This window comes from Erythrobacter ramosus (assembly GCF_009828055.1).
Taxonomy (GTDB): domain Bacteria; phylum Pseudomonadota; class Alphaproteobacteria; order Sphingomonadales; family Sphingomonadaceae; genus Erythrobacter; species Erythrobacter ramosus.
The window spans coordinates 112,094-128,519 of sequence record NZ_WTYB01000002.1 but is presented as its reverse complement, the minus strand read 5'-3'; the positions used below and the strand labels follow the sequence as shown (position 1 = coordinate 128,519).

Genomic DNA, 16,426 nt, shown 5'->3' with positions numbered 1-16,426 from the left:
ATGACCACGCCCCCTACCCGGTTCGACGCACGCGAAGCCTCGCGCTGGTTTTTCCGCCACGGCCATACCGGCTGGCTCGGCCTGACATTCGCCGATCAGGGCGACAACTGGGTTGAGCTGGAACTGCCTTGGCGCGAGGATTTGCTGGGCGATGCCAGCCGCCTCGTGCTTGCCTCCGGCCCGATCATCAGCCTGATGGACATGGCCAGCGGCATGGCAATCTGGCAGGCGAGCGGCAGCTTCAATCCGGTTGCGACGCTCGATCTCAGAGTCGATTATCAGCGCCCTGCGCGAGAACGGGCGAGCGTGCGCGGAAGGGTCGAATGCTATCGCCGCACGCGCTCGGCCGCGTTTGTGCGCGGGATCGCGCATGATGGCGATCCGGACGATCCGGTCGCCCATGTCGCGGGCGTGTTCATGACGATTGGCGCCGACCCGCGCGAATCCAACCCGGCGCTGAATGGCGGCGAACATGGCTGATCCGTTGGAACTGCCGGCCTATGCCCGCTCGCTCGGGATCGTGATGACGGGGGATACCGAGGGCGGAATGCCGGTGCTGTCGGTCGATTTTGGGCCGATGGTTGAAGGCCGTCCGCAGCATTTCCACGGCGGAGCGACCGCCGGATTGCTAGAGGCGGCTGGCTATGCTGCGCTCGGCGCGGCGTTGCTGGCGGCGGGGCGTGATCCGCAGTTGAAGCCGATCAACATCACCGTGCAATACCTCGCCGCGGGCAAATCCCAAGCCAGCTTCGCAGTTGGCCGGATCACACGGTTGGGGCGGCGCAATGCCAATGTCACAGTCGAGGCGTGGCAGGATGACCGCTCCCGCCCGATTGCGACGGCGGTGATGAATATCCTGATGGTCTAGAGCGGTGGCTGACCCGGCGACGGCGACGCCGAGGGTTGCACCACCACCCCGCCCTCGTTCAGCCTGACTTCCACCGGCACGCCATCCTGCCGGATTGTGACACCCCCCTCCTCAATCCGCAGGCTGGTGCCGTCCTGGCCCAAGGGGATTTCCTCGCCTTCGAGCACGTCAAGCGGTTGCACCGGCCCTTCAGGATCGGGCGTGTCTGACGCTTGGGGCTTCGGCGCAGCCTCTACTTTGAGTGCGCCGCGCATGAAATCGCGCCAGATGCGCGCGGGCGTGCTGCCGCCGGTGATGCCGTTGAGCGGCGTGTTGTCGTCATTGCCTACCCATACCCCCACTACCAGATCGCCAGCATAGCCCACGAACAGCGCGTCGCGGTAATCCTGCGTCGTGCCGGTCTTGCCGAAATTGGCGACCGGCAGCACGGCATTGCGCCCGGTGCCGCGATTGATCGCCGCGCGCAGCATCCCTTCGAGATCTTCGTGGGTGCCCGATGACATGGAATCCTTCGGTGTCGTCAGCCACTCCCACCACCCCTGCTCGCCGCGCGCAAAGGCGTGGGGTTCGATCGGATAGTCGTTGGCAGCAATTCCGGCATAGGCCGCGGTCAGTTCCATCAGCGTCATCGATGACGTGCCGAGCGCAAGGCTGGGATCGCCTTCGGTCATGGGCGCGGTGATGCCGAGCTTGCGCGCAGTGCGGATCACCTTGTCGCTACCCACCGCCTGAAACAGACGCACGGCGGCGACGTTGCTCGATTGGGCGAAGGCGTTTTCGAGCGTGATCTGATCGGAATACTGCTCGCGCGAATTCTTTGGCCGATAGCTGCCTTGTGTGATCGGCGTGTTGGGGATGGTGTCATCCGGCTCCCACCCGGCTTCCAGCGCGGTCAGATAGACAATCGCTTTGAAGGTCGATCCGGGCTGGCGGCGGGCTTGCGTCACCCGGTTGAAGGGCGACTTGCCGTAATCGCGCCCCCCGACCATCGCCACGACCTCACCATTGCGCCGCATCGCCACCAGCGCGACCTGCGCCCCGCCCAAGGGCGCGCGCGCGACGATGCGATTGGCGAGCGCCTGAAGCCGGGAGTCCAGCGTGGTGGTGAGCACCTGTTGCGAGTAGCTCGCGTCCATCCCCTCACGGGCCAGCGGCAGCGCCCAATCGGCGAAATAGGTGCCGGTCGGCAGGTTGTCGTCGCGCTTGCGCACATCAACACGGGGATCGGGCAGCGCGGCGGCCTCGGCAGCGGTCAGATAGCCAACATCGACCATCGACTGGATCACCAGCTCCATCCGCTTCTTGGCCTTGTCGTAATGCTTGGTCGGCGCATAGCGCGAGGGCGCCTGCAACAGCCCCGCCAGCATCGCCGCCTGTTCGGGGCGCAGCTTTTCGGGCTGGCGGTAGAAATAGTGCAGGCTCGCCGCGCGCAAGCCATATTGGTTGTCGCCGAAATAAGCGTTGGACAAATACCGTTCGAGAATCTCGTCCTTGGTCAGCCAGCTTTCCAGCCACACCGCGATCAGCGCCTCGCGCGCTTTGCGGGTGAGCGATTGTTCCGGGGTGAGGAAGGTGAACTTGGCAAGCTGCTGGGTGATCGTCGAGCCGCCACCATAGCCGGTCCACGCCGCCCGGGCGATCCCGCGCGGGTCGATCCCCCAATGGGAATAGAACCGCCGGTCCTCGATCGCGAGGAAGGCCTGAGTGACATGCGGGGGGAGGTCGGCGACCTTGACCGGCGCCTCCACCACCGCGCCCTGCCGCGCAATCGGCGTGCCGTCGCTGGCGAGCAGAGTGACTTGCGGCGGAGCGATCGGCTCAAGGCTTTTGGACAGCGGCGCGGTGATAGTCAGCCAGCCGATCAGCAGCGTGAGCACCGCCAACGTCGCCATGACACTGCGCCCGGTCCACCACCATTTCGAGCGCGCGCGCCAATAGTCGCGCTGCCACCAGCGCAGGCGGCGCTTCTCTTCAACGACCAGCGCGTCATCGATGCTGGCGAGCTTCGCGTCCCATTCATCAAATGCGGGCGTGGCAGAGGCGCGCGGGCGCGGTTCGTCGTCCTCATCGTCGTCCAGCGGACGGGTCGATTCGTAGAGCGGAAAGAACCCCGCAGGCGTGCCTTCCCCCTCCGGAGCACCGGAGCGTGAGCCTTTCCAGAATCGGTCGAACAGCGCCATCTTAGCGGCTGTGTTACCAGCCTAGGACACTGGCCTGCAAGCGACTTGCTTACCGCTTCTTCGCTGCGCCTTCGGGCAGGTCTTCGCCAAACACGCGCTGGTAGTATTCTGCCACCAGCGTGCGCTCCGCTTCATCGCACTTGTTGAGGAAGCTGAGGCGGAAGGCGAAGCCGGTCGAACCGAAGATGCTCGCGTTCTGGGCCCAGGTGATGACCGTGCGCGGGCTCATCACGGTCGAGATATCGCCGTTGATGAAACCTTGGCGGGTCAGCTCAGCCACCTTGACCATGTCGGCGATCAGCTTGTCATCGGTCGCCGGGGTCTTGGACTTGACGATCTGCTGTTCAACCGCGGGGGCGAGGTAATTGAGCGCCACGACGATGTTCCAGCGGTCCATCTGCGCTTGGTTGATCGCCTGCGTGCCGTGATACAGGCCCGAGGTGTCGCCGAGGCCGACGGTGTTGGTGGTGGCGAACAGGCGGAACCACGGGTTGGGCGTGATGACGCGGTTCTGGTCGAGAAGGGTCAGGCGGCCATCGAATTCGAGAATGCGCTGGATCACGAACATCACGTCCGGCCGGCCTGCGTCATATTCGTCGAATGTCAGCGCCACCGGGTGCTGTAGCGCCCAGGGCAGGATGCCTTCCTTGAACTCGGTGACCTGCAAGCCGTCCTTCAGCACGATCGCATCGCGCCCGATCAGGTCGATACGGCTGATGTGTGCATCAAGGTTCACCCGGATGCTGGGCCAGCCGAGCCGCGCGGCGACCTGTTCAATATGGGTCGACTTGCCCGTACCGTGGTAGCCTTGCACCATCACGCGGCGGTTGTGCGCAAAACCCGCCAGAATCGCCAGCGTAGTGTCCGGATCGAACACATAGGCGCCGTCAATCTCGGGCACATGCTCGTCAATCTTCGAGAAGGCGGGCACTTGCCAATCGACATCGATGCCGAACATCTCGCGGACGTCGACGGTGATGTCGGGCTGATTGGGCATGGCGCTATCGCCGGTGACATTGTTCTTGGAGGGTGCAGTCATCGTGGGGTTCGGTTAGAACAGGCCTCGCCCGCCTGCAAGCAGTGGTTTGGCTGCGAAGGCTGGCAATTTGGCGAGTCCGTTTCCCTCAGGCCCGCTGCACGCCTATATCTCCCCAATGCCAGATCCCGTCGAATCGCTGCGCCTCAAACTGGTCTCTCAGGTGCGCGGCGTGTTTCACGATGCGAGCCAAGGCCAGACGCCGACCCCGCCGTCGGACGAAGCGCTGTTTGAACGCGATACGCCGATCCGGCAGGTGCACGCCGATATCGTGGGCATGATGACCGGCGGGGTGCGCGCGCTGCTGCTGCAAATGCTCCACCCCCACGCGCTGCAAGGCGTGCTCGACCACTCCAATTTCCGCGAGGATATGCACGGGCGGCTGCGGCGCACCGCGCGCTTCATTGCGGTGACGACCTTCGGCCACCACGAGGAGGCCATGAAGGCGATTGACCGTGTCAACCGTATCCACGCCAAGGTCGGCGGGACGCTGCCTGACGATTCGGCCTATCAGGCGACCAATCCGCGCACCCTCGCCTGGGTCCATGTCACTGAAGCGCAGAGCTTCCTTGCAGGCTACTTACGGCACGTACGGCCCAATATGCCGGGCGCCGAGCAGGACGAATATTACCGCCAGTTCGCCGTTATTGCCCGCGCGCTGGGGGCCGATCCGGTGCCTGAGACCCGCGCCGAGGCAGACGCGATCTTCCGTGAGCTGCGCCATGATCTCAGCGCTTCACCCGCCGCGCGCGAGGTGGCGCAGCTGGTGCTCAGCCAGCGTCCGCAGGGAACGCCGCAGGCAGTGCAGACCATGGTCACCGCCGATGCCGTCGCGATGCTGCCCGACTGGGCGAGACAAATGCTGCGGTTGCAACGACCGATATTGACCGCCCTGCCCGCGCGCGCAGCGACTTGGGGCATGGGCCGCACCCTGCGCTGGGCATTCCGCCAGCCGACCGCGCGGCCGTAAAAATTCAAGGGAGAGCATCAATGGCCGAATTCACCTTCTACACCGTTGCCATGAGCCGCGGGCAGATTGCGCGCTGGGCGCTTCATGAAGCCGGCGCGGATTACGAACATGTGGTGTTCGATTGGGCGACCCGGCCAGACACGTTCAAGACCATCAACCCGATGAACAAGGTGCCCACCTTAGTGCATCACCATGACGGCCATGACCATGTGATCACCGAGTGCGCCGCGATTAATCACTACCTCGCCGAGACCCACCCCGATAAAGGCCTGCTGCCCGACGTACACGAAAAGGCGTCCTATTTCCGCTGGCTGTTCTTCGCTGCCGGGCCGCTGGAACAGGCGGTGGTCGGCAAGGCGATGGGCTGGGAAGTACCCGAAGGCAAGACCGGCATGGCGGGCTTTGGCAGCCTTGGATTGGCGCTCGACGCGCTCGACGGCTGGCTTTCGGCCAACGACTTCATCGCCGGCAGCCGATTCACGATGGCCGATACTTATGTCGGTAGCCAGTTCGTGTGGGGCCTGCGCTTCGGTTCGATCCCCGAACGGCCCTCGTTCCGCGCCTATGTCGATCGGATCACCCAGCGCACAGCCTACATTGAGGCCAACGCGATCGACGCAGCGATCATCAAGGCGGCACAGGAGGGTTAAGGCTATGGCTCGCCACATCGTCGCTTCCGCTTTCCTGTCACTCGACGGGGTGATGCAGGCCCCCGGTGGCCCGACCGAAGACCCGACCGGCGGGTTCGATCAGGGCGGCTGGGTGTTCAGCGTATGGGATGAAGGGGTCGAGGCAACGCTCGGCACGCTGTTTGCGGGAGATTACGATTTGCTGTTGGGGCGGCGAACCTATGACATCTTCGCCGCCTACTGGCCCTATGCCGAGGGCGACAATGCCCCGATGCGCGACGCTTTCAATGCTGCGAACAAATATGTCCTGACGCGCGGTGACCGGCCGCTCGATTGGGAGAACAGCCACCGGGTGTCCTCGGTGGAGGATGTCGCTGCGCTGAAGGCCGGTGACGGGCCGAAGATGATCATTCAGGGATCGAGCACGCTCTACCCCGCCTTGCTCGCCGCCGGGTTGATCGACGAGCTGATCACCATGACCTATCCGGTGATCATCGGAGCTGGCAAACGCATCTTCGGCGAAGGCACCCCGGTTGCAGCCCTGACGATGACCGATCACCGGGTGACGGCCAAGGGCACGGTGATCGCAAGCTACGCGCCCGGCGGCGCGCTGCCGCCCTATCCGTCCGAAGCGCCGATCCCGATTATCAGCGAACGCGAATTGGCGCGGCAAGCGCGGATTGAAGCGGGCAGCTGGTAGCGCCTAAGTCAGCGCGGCGCTGCCCTTGAGCAGCTGATAGGCTTCGACCACCGCGCCCAGCTTGGCCTCATGCTGCCGATCCCCGCCGTTCCGGTCGGGGTGATAGCGCCGCACCAGCTCGGAATACCGGCGCCGCAGCCGGGTGCGATCAATGTCACTGCCCAGCCCCATTACTTCGAGCGCACGGGCTTCATCGGCCGAGAAGCGCACCTGCGCCGCCGCTTCCCGCGCGCGCGCCTCAGCCCGGCTGCGGATACCGCGCGCACGGGCAGCGATGGCATCCAGCGGGTCGGCGTAATCGGCCCAACGCGGCACGCCGTCCACGCCCGCATCGGGCCGGAAGGCGCGGGTTTCGGTGCGCCACCCGGCAATGGGCGACTGCGCGGCGATGATTTCTTCTGCGCTCATGCCTTCGAACCAGTCATAGCCTGCGTTGAATTCGCGCACATGTTGAAGGCAGAACCAGCGCCACTCGCCCGGCCCGTCAAACCCGTTGGGGCGGCGTCCGGGCGCACGGAATTCACCCGCCTCGCGGCAGCCGGGCGCTTCGCATGTGCGTCCCTTGCTCTCGACGCGGCCGTGAAATCGTGGTGAAGGCATAGCCCTCGAGAATGGCGATTGGGATCCCAAGTTCCAAGCCGGAATTTGGCCGATCAGCTTGCAAAGAAGGAAAGTCCCGATGAGTGTCGCCGAGGAAATGCATGTCCTGCTGACCGAGGCCTTCGCGCCCGCACGGCTCGCGATCATCAATGATAGCGACAAGCACTCGGGCCATATGGGCGACGATGGCTCGGGCGAATCGCACTTCACCATCGAGATCGACGCGGCGGCCTTTGCCGACATGAACCGCCTCGCCCGCCAGCGCGCGGTGATTGCGGTGCTGGGCGATATCGTCGGCCAGCGGGTCCATGCCGTGGCGATCAAAGCGGGCGTACCGGAGGCGTGAACACGCTCAATCCCGCACTACGCCTGCGCCGCGCGGCGCGGCTGATCGTGCTCGACCCGGAAGGCCGCGCGCTGATGTTCCGCTATGACGTGCCGGGGCGCGATCCGTTCTGGGTGACAGCGGGCGGCGAATGCGAGCCGGACGAAAGCTTCGAGGAAGCCGCGCGGCGCGAATTGCTGGAGGAGACGGGCTTTACCGCCGATCCGGGGCCGCAGATTGCCCGCATGACGCCGGAGTTCATCACTGTCCAAGGCGAACCAGTGCAAGCGGATGAACGCTTCTTTCTCGTGCGCGTTGCCGAGGCAGCCATTGACACCAGCCGCCATACCGAAACCGAACTGGCGCTGATGACGCAGCACCGTTGGTTCACGCTCGACGAACTGGAAAGCTGGCATGAAGCGATCTTCCCGGTCGAGCTTGCCGACATGATCCGGTCTGCAATCGCAACCTGATTGCGCAGCCCCCGCCCGCCCGCTACCTCTCGCCAAAAGGGAGAGAGCAATGGATTACGCAGGCAAGGTGGCTTGGATCACCGGGGCTTCATCGGGCATCGGTGCCGCGCTGGCGCAGGAATTGGCGGCACGCGGCGCGCATGTGGTGCTGTCGGGTCGGGATGAAGCCCGGCTGGCCGAAGTGGCGGCGACTTGCGGCGAGACGCTGATCCTCGCTTTCGACGTTCGCGATGACGCCGCGCTGGCCGATGCCACGGCCAAGGCGATTGCGTGGAAAGGCGGGGTCGATATCGCTTTTGCCAATGCGGGCATTTCGCAGCGCAGCCGCGCATTGAAGACTTCGATGCAGGTCTATCGCGACATTATCGCCGTTGATCTCACCGCGCAGATTGCGTTCTCCCAAGGCTTGATCGGCCACATGGCAGAGCGCGGCTCGGGCGCGCTCGGGTTCATCTCCTCGATCGCGGGCAAGGTCGGCGTGCCGATGCGCACTGCCTATTGCGCTGCCAAGTTCGGGCTGGCGGGCTATGCCGACGCGCTGCGGGGCGAATTGTCGCAGAGCGGCGTCAGCGTCCACACGATCTACCCCGGTTCGGTCGCTACCGGAGTTTCGCGCAATGCGCTGACCGCTGATGGTACCAAGCGCGGCCGCTCGGACAAGGCCATCGACGAGGGCATCCCGGCCGACATCGCGGCCAAGGCCATGCTTGACGGGATTGCGGCAGGGGCGCGCGAGATCATCGTGGCAGAGGGCGGCGAGAAGGCGATGGGCGAGCTGCGCCGCACGCCTGATGCGCTGTTCGATCAGATCGCGGGCATGGTCGCCAATGGCTACATGGACAAGCTGGAGCAGCAGTGATGAGCTTCGATCTCAAGCGGGTGCAATTGCCCAACGGCATCAGCCTCAACATCGTTGATGAAGGCCCGGTCGATGCGCCGGTGCTGATCTTCCTCCACGGCTTTCCCGAAAGCCACCGGACGTGGCGCCACCAGATTGCGCATTTCAAGGACCGCTACCGCTGCATCGCACCCGACCAGCGCGGCTATCGCGGGTCGTCCAAGCCTCAGGAAGTTGCCGCCTACACCCCCGACAAGCTGATCGGAGATGTGTTCCTGCTCGCCGATGCCTTGGGGATCGCCCATTTCTCCATCGTCGGCCACGATTGGGGCGGCGCGATTGCGTGGGGCGTGGCGCTGGGCGGGCAACATGCGCGGGTGAACAAGGCGATCATCGCCAACGCCCCGCACCCCGTGACCTTCCAGCGCCTGCTCTACACCCACCCCGGCCAGCGTGAGGCGAGCCAATATATCCGCGGTTTCCGCGATCCGGCCAACGACGCGCTGGTCAAGGAACATGGCCTCACCGCGCTGCTGCTGAAGGAGGTCAAGTGGGATCGCCCCAGCGCAATGGAGCCCGAGGAACGCGATGCCCTGCTGCTCGATTGGCAGAACCGCGATGCGGCCTTCGGGATGCTCAACTACTACCGCGCCAGCCCGATCGACGTGCCGACAATGGACGCGCCGTTCGAAATCCCCGAAGGCTGGTCGCCGCCAGCCCTGCCCAAGCTGACGATCCCGACATTGGTGATCTGGGGGTTGGATGACCTCGCCCTGCCGCCCGAAAACCTTGACGGGCTGGAGAACATCATCGACCCGCTCACTATCGTGCGCGTGCCCGATTGCGGGCATTTCGTCCCGTGGGAAGCCCCGGCGGCGGTGAATGCGGCGATGGAGGCGTTTCTGGCGGGTTAGGCTTGGTTCGCGCCAAGCCGCCAAGAGGCCAAGAGGGCAGTTCCGCGCCGCAGGCCCTCGAATCCGAACCGAGTGCGCAGCGATGTGTGGGGCGGCTCCGCCGCAAGCGCTACATCTTGGCCTTTTGGCGGCTTGGCGCGAACCTAAATTGGCGCGAACCTAAAGCCACTCCACCCATGCGCCGTGGGGGTGCGCTTGGGACAGCAGGTGTTCCTCACCTTGGTGGGCGTCACTATCCCACAGCCGCACCCGCAATTCGTGGCGGAAGGTGGCGGGGTCCGTCTCGAGCGCGATCCAGCCGAGCGGGGTCTCAGGCGTCGCCTCGGCACCCGCCGCTTCAAACGCAGCGGTGATCAGCGCTTGCGTTGCAGCGGGCATATATTGCCACATGATCGAATGGAACATCACCCGCGCCCTGCCCGCCTGCGCAGGGCGGGCGAGCATCGCGGCGGCAAAGTCACCGGCGTCGGCGGCCACGAGATCAGGAGGTTGCACGCCCGCCAGAGCAATCGCCGCATCGATCCGCGCCATGCGTTCCCCCGCATCAGGCCAGACATAGGCCTTGAGGCGCAGAGCGGGTTCAGGATCGGCGAGATTGATTGGGGCAATGTCGCAGCCCTTCACGGAGGCAATCCCGAACGCGGCAGGCGGCGCAGGCGGTGAGGCTCCACGCCACTCCGGAATGATCCGCATCGGCGAGTCCGACGGCCCAACCTCGGTATCGCCCAGCCGGAAGAAATAGCGATCAATCATCGTGTTGACCCCGGCGCTTGCTCCCAGCTCGAACAGATCGAACCGCGGAGCCCGCACCCGCTGCGCCAGCCACAGCAATCCTGCCATAATGCTGGCAGAGCGGCCCGCTTCGTTGGTCTGCGGCGGGCCATCGAGCCACGGAACCAGAAGCGCATCGAACTTGTGCGTCAGGTCGAGCACCATAGCGTCTACCGCCGACTGATCGGTGATCGTTCCGGCGTAAACCTCAGCCAGCCGGTCATCCGCCCCGGTCAGCAACAGGTGATGAAAGCCCCCGGCCAGCCGCAAGGGCATCGCATCCTTCAGCGTCAGGCCCGGCCAAGCCGCAATCCGCCGTCCTGTGGCCGTATCGCTAGCACGGACCCCTGCCAGCGCCCGGATCACGCGGGCGGTGGCGGGCGCGCCATTTTCCTCGGCATGGCGGGCCTGCCAGTCGAGCGCCGTGGTAAAGTCTTCCAGCCCCATGATTCCAGGCTCGCTTGTCGCCATCACCATTGCCCTTTTGCCCGCTCGTCCTTAAGTGCGCGGCCAATCATGACCATCAACGGCACTCACGACAATCCCGGACAGCTGACCTTCGCTGTCCCCAAGGGGCGCATCCTGGATGAAGCGCTGCCGGTGATGGCGCGCGCCGGGGTGGAGCCCGACGCCGAGTTCCACGATCCCAAGAGCCGCGCGCTGGCCTTTGCCACAACGCGCGATGACATGCGGATGATCCGCGTACGCGCCTTCGACGTCGCGACCTTCGTCGCCCATGGCGCGGCGCAGATCGGGATCGTCGGCTCGGACGTGATCGAGGAATTCGACTACGCCGATCTTTACGCGCCGGTCGATCTCGGGATCGGGCTGTGCCGCCTTTCAGTGGCCCGCCTCGCCTCGGACCTCGACGAGCCGGGCAGCGCCAGCCACCTGCGCGTCGCGACCAAATATCCCAGCCTCACCCGCCGCCATTTCGAGGCTGCTGGCGTGCAGGCCGAATGTGTCAAACTCAACGGTGCGATGGAGCTTGCCCCCTCGCTTGGCCTGGCGCGCCAGATCGTCGACCTCGTTTCAACCGGCAAGACACTGAAGGAAAACGGGCTGGTCGAAACCGACGTGATCCTCGACATTTCGGCCCGCCTGATCGTCAACCGCACCGCGCTCAAAACCGACGCCCGGGTGGCCGCGCTGGTGGATGCTTTCCGGCGCGAGGCGCAGGACCGCAGCGAGAAGGCCGCCGCCGCATGACCCCGATCCTCTCCACCCTCCAGCCCGATTTCGCGAAAGTGTTCGACCGCATCGTCGATGCCCGGCGCGAATCCGACAGCGAAGTCGCAGGGCAAGTCGCCGATATTCTCCAGACGGTGAAGCTGCGCGGCGATGCGGCGCTGTCGGATTACACCCAGCGCTTCGATGGCTACACGCTGGCGGATGATGGCGACTGGCTGATCACGCGCGAGCGGTGCGAGCAGGCCTATCACGAACTCGCCCCCGATCTGCGCGATGCGCTCGAACTCGCAGCGGCGCGCATTCGCGCCTATCACGAGGCGCAGCTGCCCGAGAACCGCGACTATGTGGACGCGGCGGGTGTGCGCCTTGGCGCGATCTGGCGGCCAGTGGATGCGGCGGGGTTGTATGTTCCGGGGGGCCGTGCGGCCTATCCCTCCTCGCTGCTGATGAACGCCATCCCGGCGCGGGTTGCTGGGGTCGAGCGGTTGGTGGTGGTTACGCCCACGCCCAAGGGTCAGTCGAATCCGATGGTGCTCGCCGCAGCCCACATCGCCGGCGTGGACGAGATCTGGCGCGTCGGCGGGGCGCAGGCGGTGGGCGCGCTGGCCTATGGCACCAAGCGCATCCGCCCGGTCGATGTCATCACCGGCCCCGGCAATGCCTGGGTCGCTGAAGCCAAGCGCCAGCTTTACGGCGTCGTCGGGATCGACATGGTGGCCGGGCCGTCCGAAATTCTCGTGATCGCTGACGGCAAGAACGATCCCGACTGGATCGCCGCCGACCTGCTCAGCCAGGCCGAGCACGACCCGACCTCGCAGTCGATCCTCATCACCGATGATGCCGGGTTTGCGCGGCAGGTGGAGGACTGCATCGACTTGCAGATCACCCAGCTCTCGACCGCCAAGACCGCGCGCGCCAGTTGGGATGCGCACGGCGTGATGATCGTGGTCAACGACCTTCTCGCGGAGGCTCCTGCGCTGGCCAACCGGCTGGCAGCGGAACACGTCGAGATCGCGGTCGATGATCCCGAGCCTTACTTGAAGGCGATCCGTCACGCCGGGAGCATCTTCCTCGGTCGGATGACGCCCGAGGCGGTCGGCGATTATGTCGCCGGGCCAAACCACGTGCTGCCCACCGGTCGCCGCGCGCGCTTTTCGAGCGGGCTGTCGGTGCTCGATTTCATGAAGCGCACCAGCTTTCTGGGGCTTGATGCGGCGTCCTTCGCCGCGATCGGCCCCGCCGCCGCAACCCTCGCCCATGCCGAGGGGCTGCCTGCCCACGCCAAGTCCGTGGAACTGAGGATCAAATGAACCATCCCGCCCGCTCAAAAGCCCGCTCGGCTGCGCGTCTCGCCGCCGTGCAGGCGCTGTATCAGCAGCATATGGAAGGCACCGCACTCGTGCGGCTGCTCGATGAATTCCACCAGCACCGGCTCGGCCGCACCATCGACGACGATGATTTCGACGACGCCGAATATGCCGACGCCGAAGTGCCGTTCTTCGATGATGTGGTGCGCGGTGTGGACGCCCGAAGGGACGAGATCGACGCGCTGGTGGCGGGCAAGCTGGCAGCTGGATGGAGCATTGCACGGCTGGACAAGACCATGCTGCAAGTGCTGCGCGCCGGCACCTATGAACTGATCGCCCGCGTCGATGTGCCCGCAGCGGTTACGATCAACGAATATGTCGAGGTCGCCAAGGCGTTCTTCGATGATGGGCAGGCGAAATTCGTCAATGGCATTCTGGATGCTGTGGCGAGGGATGCGCGCTCGGGGTAGACAATCGCCCGAACCATGAACGAAGCCGATTTCATCGCCGCGCTGCGCGACCTGCCGCTCCACCCCGGTGCACGCGGATTGCAGGATGATTGCGCAGTTCTGACCATCGGCGGTGAGACCCTCGTCATTACCCACGACATGATGGCCGAGGGCACGCATTTCCGACCCGATGCCGACATGGCCGATGTGGCGTGGAAGCTGGTCGCGTCGAACATTTCGGACCTTGCCGCCAAGGGAGCGGAACCGGTCGGCGTGCTGCTCGGACATATGCTGGGCCGCGACGATGCGCGCTTTCTGGTAGGACTGCACGAAGCGCTCGCTGCCTTTGGCGCGCCGCTGCTGGGCGGGGACACGGTCGCGGCGCAAGGTGCGCGCAGTTTCGGACTGACCGCGATCGGTCGGGCAACCCACCAACCAGTCCCGTCGCGCTCTGGTGCACGACCGGGCGATTCCATCTACCTCACCGGCCCGGTCGGGCGCGCGATGCTCGGCTTCGCAGGCGATGCCGAGCACCTCACCGCTTTCAATCGCCCTCAGCCGCGCCTTGCCGAAGGACAAGCCCTCGCCCCCCATGTCAGCGCGATGATGGATGTGTCGGACGGGTTGCTGCTCGATAGCTGGCGCATGGGGCAGGCAAGCGGCGTGACCTTTGCGCTTGAAACCGACGCCATCCCGGTCGCTGACCCGTCGCGGCTGGCCGACTGCATCCGCTGGGGTGACGATTACGAGCTGCTGTTCACCGCCGCGCCCGCTGTCCGCTTGCCGGTTGCAGCGTACCGCATCGGCACCGTCATCGAACGCGCAGATGCACCGCTGACGCTAGGTGATGAGCCGCTCACCGACCCCGCATCCCTCGGCTACCAGCACGGCTGACACCCCGTTCCGCCTGCCAAAACTGCTGAAAGTGGCGCAAAACCGTGCCTCCGGCGGGCGGGAGGCTTGCCAGCACCCTGCGAGCGCCTATGACTGGCACCCCTGCGCCCACGGGATCAAAACGAGGCGCACGCGCCCCGCAAGGGGAAGCTAAATAAGACGAGAGGGGATTGCTCGTGAATTTATTGCTCATTTCAATTGGGCTGGGGCTGCTTGCCATTGTTTATGGCTTCATCACCAGTCGGCAGGTGCTCGGCGCGGACGCCGGGAATGCCAAAATGCAGGAAATTGCCGCCGCCATTCAGGAAGGCGCGCAGGCTTATTTGAAGCGCCAGTACACCGCGATTGCGATTGTCGGCGTGATTGTCGCGGTGATCGTCGCGGTCACGCTGGGCGCGATCCCGGCGGTCGGCTTTGTAATCGGCGCCGTGCTTTCGGGCGTGGCGGGCTTCATCGGCATGAACGTGTCGGTGCGCTCCAACGTGCGCACCGCCGCTGCCGCGATGAAGGGTCTGCAAGAGGGCCTGACACTCGCTTTCCGCGCCGGTGCCATCACCGGGATGCTGGTGGCCGGCCTCGCACTGCTCGCGATTGCGTGTTTCTTCTATTACCTCACCGGACCTGCGGGATTGGCTCCTGATAGCCGTCCAGTGGTGATCGGCCTCACCTCGCTGGCGCTCGGCGCTTCGCTCGTGTCGATCTTCGCGCGCCTTGGCGGCGGGATCTTCACCAAGGCGGCTGACGTCGGCGCGGACCTTGTCGGCAAGGTCGAAGCTGGAATCCCCGAAGATGACCCACGCAACCCCGCCGTGATTGCCGATAACGTCGGCGACAACGTGGGTGACTGCGCCGGGATGGCTGCCGATTTGTTCGAAACCTACGTCGTTACCGTGGGCGCCACCATGGTGCTGACTGCGTTGCTGCTGAGCGGGGCGGAGAACCTCTTCGCGCTGATGGTGCTGCCGCTGCTGATCGGCGGCGTGTGTATCGTCACCTCGATCATCGGCACCTATTTCGTGCGCCTTGGCGGCGGGACCAACATCATGGGCGCGATGTACAAGGGCTTCCTTGTCACCGCCGTCCTTTCGGTTCCGGCGATCTGGTTCGCGATCAGCGCCACGCTGGGCAACATGGAAAGCGCGATTGCAGGGCAGGCCTATAATGGTCGCACCCTGTTCTATTGCGGGTTCCTCGGCCTGGTCATCACCGGGCTGATCATCTGGATCACCGAGTATTACACCGGCACCAATTACCGCCCGGTGCGCTCGATCGCCAAGGCTTCGGAGACGGGCCACGGCACCAACGTGATCCAGGGCCTTGCGATCAGCATGGAATCGACTGCGCTGCCGACGCTGGTGATCTGCGCAGGGATCATCATCGCCTTCCAGCTCGCTGGGCTGATGGGGATCGCCTATGCGGCCACATCGATGCTGGCTCTGGCAGGGATGGTCGTCGCGCTCGACGCTTATGGCCCGGTGACCGACAATGCTGGCGGCATCGCCGAAATGGCGGGGCTGGACGATAGCGTGCGCGAAAAGACCGATGCGCTCGACGCCGTGGGCAACACCACCAAGGCCGTGACCAAGGGCTACGCCATCGGTTCGGCCGGTCTTGCCGCACTGGTGCTATTCGCCACTTACACCGCCGATCTGCGTGAGCTGTTCGAGGGTGTGACGGTCGATTTCAGCCTCGAAAACCCCTATGTCATCGTCGGGCTGCTGCTCGGCGCGTTGCTGCCGTACCTGTTCGGCGCGATGGGCATGACGGCAGTGGGCCGGGCTGCGGGCGAAGTGGTGAAGGACGTGCGCGACCAGTTCGCCAAGAACCCGGGCATCATGACCTACGAAGTGAAGCCCGATTACGCCCGCACCGTCGACCTCGTCACCAAGGCCGCGATCAAGGAGATGATCATCCCCTCGCTGCTGCCGGTGGCGGCACCGATCGTGGTCTACTTCGTGATCACTGCTGTTGCGGGTCAAGCCAATGGCTTTGCCGCGCTCGGCGCACTGCTGCTCGGCGTGATCGTTGGCGGTCTGTTCGTCGCGATCTCGATGACCTCGGGCGGCGGCGCATGGGACAATGCGAAGAAGTACATCGAAGACGGCCATCACGGCGGCAAGGGCTCTGACGCTCACAAGGCGGCAGTGACCGGCGATACGGTCGGCGATCCTTACAAGGATACCGCTGGCCCGGCCGTCAACCCGATGATCAAGATCACCAACATCGTTGCCTTGCTGCTGTTGGCGGCGCTGGCGGCGGGCTGAACCTGATCCAGCCTAAT

Annotated in this window: 18 protein-coding genes; 14 read left to right on the top strand and 4 right to left on the bottom strand. The window is 65.0% G+C overall.

What is annotated here, in order from left to right; genetic code table 11:
- Together GRI59_RS07170 and GRI59_RS07165 are read left to right on the top strand one after the other, a co-directional pair.
- The gene (locus GRI59_RS07170; protein ID WP_160760554.1) at positions 1–480 is read left to right on the top strand and encodes a PaaI family thioesterase; all 480 of its coding nucleotides are present in this window, start codon (positions 1–3) and stop codon (positions 478–480) included.
- The gene (locus GRI59_RS07165; protein WP_160760553.1) at positions 473–868 is read left to right on the top strand and encodes a PaaI family thioesterase; all 396 of its coding nucleotides are present in this window, start codon (positions 473–475) and stop codon (positions 866–868) included. Before GRI59_RS07170 ends, GRI59_RS07165 begins: the two co-directional genes overlap by 8 nt.
- On the opposite strand, the gene GRI59_RS07160 is transcribed toward GRI59_RS07165, so the two are convergent.
- Positions 865–3,048, bottom strand: coding sequence for a transglycosylase domain-containing protein (locus tag GRI59_RS07160; protein ID WP_160760552.1), 2,184 nt, complete (start codon positions 3,046–3,048; stop codon positions 865–867). The genes GRI59_RS07165 and GRI59_RS07160 overlap by 4 nt on opposite strands.
- Positions 3,049–3,097: 49 nt before the next feature.
- Positions 3,098–4,087: an AAA family ATPase gene (locus tag GRI59_RS07155; protein WP_183363629.1), complete on the bottom strand. Its 990-nt coding sequence runs from the start codon at positions 4,085–4,087 to the stop codon at positions 3,098–3,100.
- Positions 4,088–4,202: 115 nt separating this feature from the next.
- Between GRI59_RS07155 and GRI59_RS07150 the strand changes: the two genes are divergently transcribed.
- From GRI59_RS07150 to GRI59_RS07140, 3 genes are read left to right on the top strand one after another with little or no spacing between them, the layout of a single operon-like run.
- Positions 4,203–5,054 carry an oxygenase MpaB family protein gene (locus GRI59_RS07150; protein ID WP_160760551.1) on the top strand — a complete coding sequence of 284 codons (852 nt, stop codon included), beginning with the start codon at positions 4,203–4,205 and terminating at the stop codon, positions 5,052–5,054.
- A gap of 20 nt (positions 5,055–5,074) precedes the next feature.
- Positions 5,075–5,704, top strand: coding sequence for a glutathione S-transferase family protein (locus tag GRI59_RS07145; protein WP_160760550.1), 630 nt, complete (start codon positions 5,075–5,077; stop codon positions 5,702–5,704).
- 4 nt (positions 5,705–5,708) lie between these two features.
- Positions 5,709–6,383 (top strand): dihydrofolate reductase family protein, encoded by a 675-nt coding sequence (locus GRI59_RS07140; RefSeq protein WP_160760549.1) that lies wholly within the window; start codon positions 5,709–5,711, stop codon positions 6,381–6,383.
- A gap of 3 nt (positions 6,384–6,386) precedes the next feature.
- Here GRI59_RS07140 and GRI59_RS07135 read toward each other — a convergent pair whose 3' ends face one another.
- Positions 6,387–6,983 (bottom strand): J domain-containing protein, encoded by a 597-nt coding sequence (locus GRI59_RS07135; RefSeq protein ID WP_160760548.1) that lies wholly within the window; start codon positions 6,981–6,983, stop codon positions 6,387–6,389.
- A gap of 79 nt (positions 6,984–7,062) precedes the next feature.
- Between GRI59_RS07135 and GRI59_RS07130 the strand changes: the two genes are divergently transcribed.
- From GRI59_RS07130 to GRI59_RS07115, 4 genes are read left to right on the top strand one after another with little or no spacing between them, the layout of a single operon-like run.
- The gene (locus GRI59_RS07130) at positions 7,063–7,329 is read left to right on the top strand and encodes a BolA family protein (protein ID WP_160760547.1); all 267 of its coding nucleotides are present in this window, start codon (positions 7,063–7,065) and stop codon (positions 7,327–7,329) included.
- Positions 7,326–7,781, top strand: a complete 456-nt coding sequence (locus GRI59_RS07125) for an NUDIX domain-containing protein (RefSeq protein ID WP_160760546.1) — start codon at positions 7,326–7,328, stop codon at positions 7,779–7,781. The genes GRI59_RS07130 and GRI59_RS07125 overlap by 4 nt, the downstream gene beginning before the upstream one ends.
- 49 nt (positions 7,782–7,830) lie before the next feature.
- Positions 7,831–8,640 (top strand): SDR family NAD(P)-dependent oxidoreductase, encoded by an 810-nt coding sequence (locus tag GRI59_RS07120; RefSeq protein WP_160760545.1) that lies wholly within the window; start codon positions 7,831–7,833, stop codon positions 8,638–8,640.
- A complete protein-coding gene (locus tag GRI59_RS07115) occupies positions 8,640–9,533 on the top strand; it encodes an alpha/beta fold hydrolase (RefSeq protein ID WP_160760544.1) in 894 nt (297 codons plus the stop codon). The genes GRI59_RS07120 and GRI59_RS07115 overlap by 1 nt, the downstream gene beginning before the upstream one ends.
- 159 nt (positions 9,534–9,692) lie before the next feature.
- Here GRI59_RS07115 and GRI59_RS07110 read toward each other — a convergent pair whose 3' ends face one another.
- A complete protein-coding gene (locus tag GRI59_RS07110) occupies positions 9,693–10,775 on the bottom strand; it encodes a DUF2332 domain-containing protein (protein WP_160760543.1) in 1,083 nt (360 codons plus the stop codon).
- Positions 10,776–10,820: 45 nt separating this feature from the next.
- On the opposite strand from GRI59_RS07110, the gene hisG reads away from it, so the two are divergent.
- From hisG to GRI59_RS07085, 5 genes are all read left to right on the top strand, one after another.
- On the top strand, positions 10,821–11,513 hold the full coding sequence (gene hisG / locus GRI59_RS07105) for an ATP phosphoribosyltransferase (RefSeq protein WP_160760542.1): 693 nt from the start codon (positions 10,821–10,823) through the stop codon (positions 11,511–11,513).
- Entirely contained in the window at positions 11,510–12,805 is a 1,296-nt protein-coding gene (hisD, locus tag GRI59_RS07100) for a histidinol dehydrogenase (protein WP_160760541.1), read from the top strand. The genes hisG and hisD overlap by 4 nt, the downstream gene beginning before the upstream one ends.
- The gene (gene nusB / locus GRI59_RS07095; protein WP_160760540.1) at positions 12,802–13,272 is read left to right on the top strand and encodes a transcription antitermination factor NusB; all 471 of its coding nucleotides are present in this window, start codon (positions 12,802–12,804) and stop codon (positions 13,270–13,272) included. Before hisD ends, nusB begins: the two co-directional genes overlap by 4 nt.
- Positions 13,273–13,287: 15 nt before the next feature.
- The gene (thiL, locus tag GRI59_RS07090; RefSeq protein ID WP_160760539.1) at positions 13,288–14,145 is read left to right on the top strand and encodes a thiamine-phosphate kinase; all 858 of its coding nucleotides are present in this window, start codon (positions 13,288–13,290) and stop codon (positions 14,143–14,145) included.
- Between the two features lie 176 nt (positions 14,146–14,321).
- Complete coding sequence (locus GRI59_RS07085; protein ID WP_160760538.1) at positions 14,322–16,409, top strand: sodium-translocating pyrophosphatase; 2,088 nt, start codon at positions 14,322–14,324, stop codon at positions 16,407–16,409.
- The last annotated feature ends 17 nt before the right edge of the window (positions 16,410–16,426 follow it).

Bases quoted from the DNA above. Each gene is read 5' to 3' on its own strand.
- GRI59_RS07170 (WP_160760554.1), top strand. From the start codon at position 1: ATGACCACGCCCCCTACCCGGTTCGACGCACGCGAAGCCTCGCGCTGG.
- GRI59_RS07165 (WP_160760553.1), top strand. From the start codon at position 473: ATGGCTGATCCGTTGGAACTGCCGGCCTATGCCCGCTCGCTCGGGATC.
- GRI59_RS07160 (WP_160760552.1), bottom strand. From the start codon at position 3,048: ATGGCGCTGTTCGACCGATTCTGGAAAGGCTCACGCTCCGGTGCTCCG.
- GRI59_RS07155 (WP_183363629.1), bottom strand. From the start codon at position 4,087: ATGACTGCACCCTCCAAGAACAATGTCACCGGCGATAGCGCCATGCCC.
- GRI59_RS07150 (WP_160760551.1), top strand. From the start codon at position 4,203: ATGCCAGATCCCGTCGAATCGCTGCGCCTCAAACTGGTCTCTCAGGTG.
- GRI59_RS07145 (WP_160760550.1), top strand. From the start codon at position 5,075: ATGGCCGAATTCACCTTCTACACCGTTGCCATGAGCCGCGGGCAGATT.
- GRI59_RS07140 (WP_160760549.1), top strand. From the start codon at position 5,709: ATGGCTCGCCACATCGTCGCTTCCGCTTTCCTGTCACTCGACGGGGTG.
- GRI59_RS07135 (WP_160760548.1), bottom strand. From the start codon at position 6,983: ATGCCTTCACCACGATTTCACGGCCGCGTCGAGAGCAAGGGACGCACA.
- GRI59_RS07130 (WP_160760547.1), top strand. From the start codon at position 7,063: ATGAGTGTCGCCGAGGAAATGCATGTCCTGCTGACCGAGGCCTTCGCG.
- GRI59_RS07120 (WP_160760545.1), top strand. From the start codon at position 7,831: ATGGATTACGCAGGCAAGGTGGCTTGGATCACCGGGGCTTCATCGGGC.
- GRI59_RS07115 (WP_160760544.1), top strand. From the start codon at position 8,640: ATGAGCTTCGATCTCAAGCGGGTGCAATTGCCCAACGGCATCAGCCTC.
- GRI59_RS07110 (WP_160760543.1), bottom strand. From the start codon at position 10,775: ATGGCGACAAGCGAGCCTGGAATCATGGGGCTGGAAGACTTTACCACG.
- hisG (WP_160760542.1), top strand. From the start codon at position 10,821: ATGACCATCAACGGCACTCACGACAATCCCGGACAGCTGACCTTCGCT.
- hisD (WP_160760541.1), top strand. From the start codon at position 11,510: ATGACCCCGATCCTCTCCACCCTCCAGCCCGATTTCGCGAAAGTGTTC.
- nusB (WP_160760540.1), top strand. From the start codon at position 12,802: ATGAACCATCCCGCCCGCTCAAAAGCCCGCTCGGCTGCGCGTCTCGCC.
- thiL (WP_160760539.1), top strand. From the start codon at position 13,288: ATGAACGAAGCCGATTTCATCGCCGCGCTGCGCGACCTGCCGCTCCAC.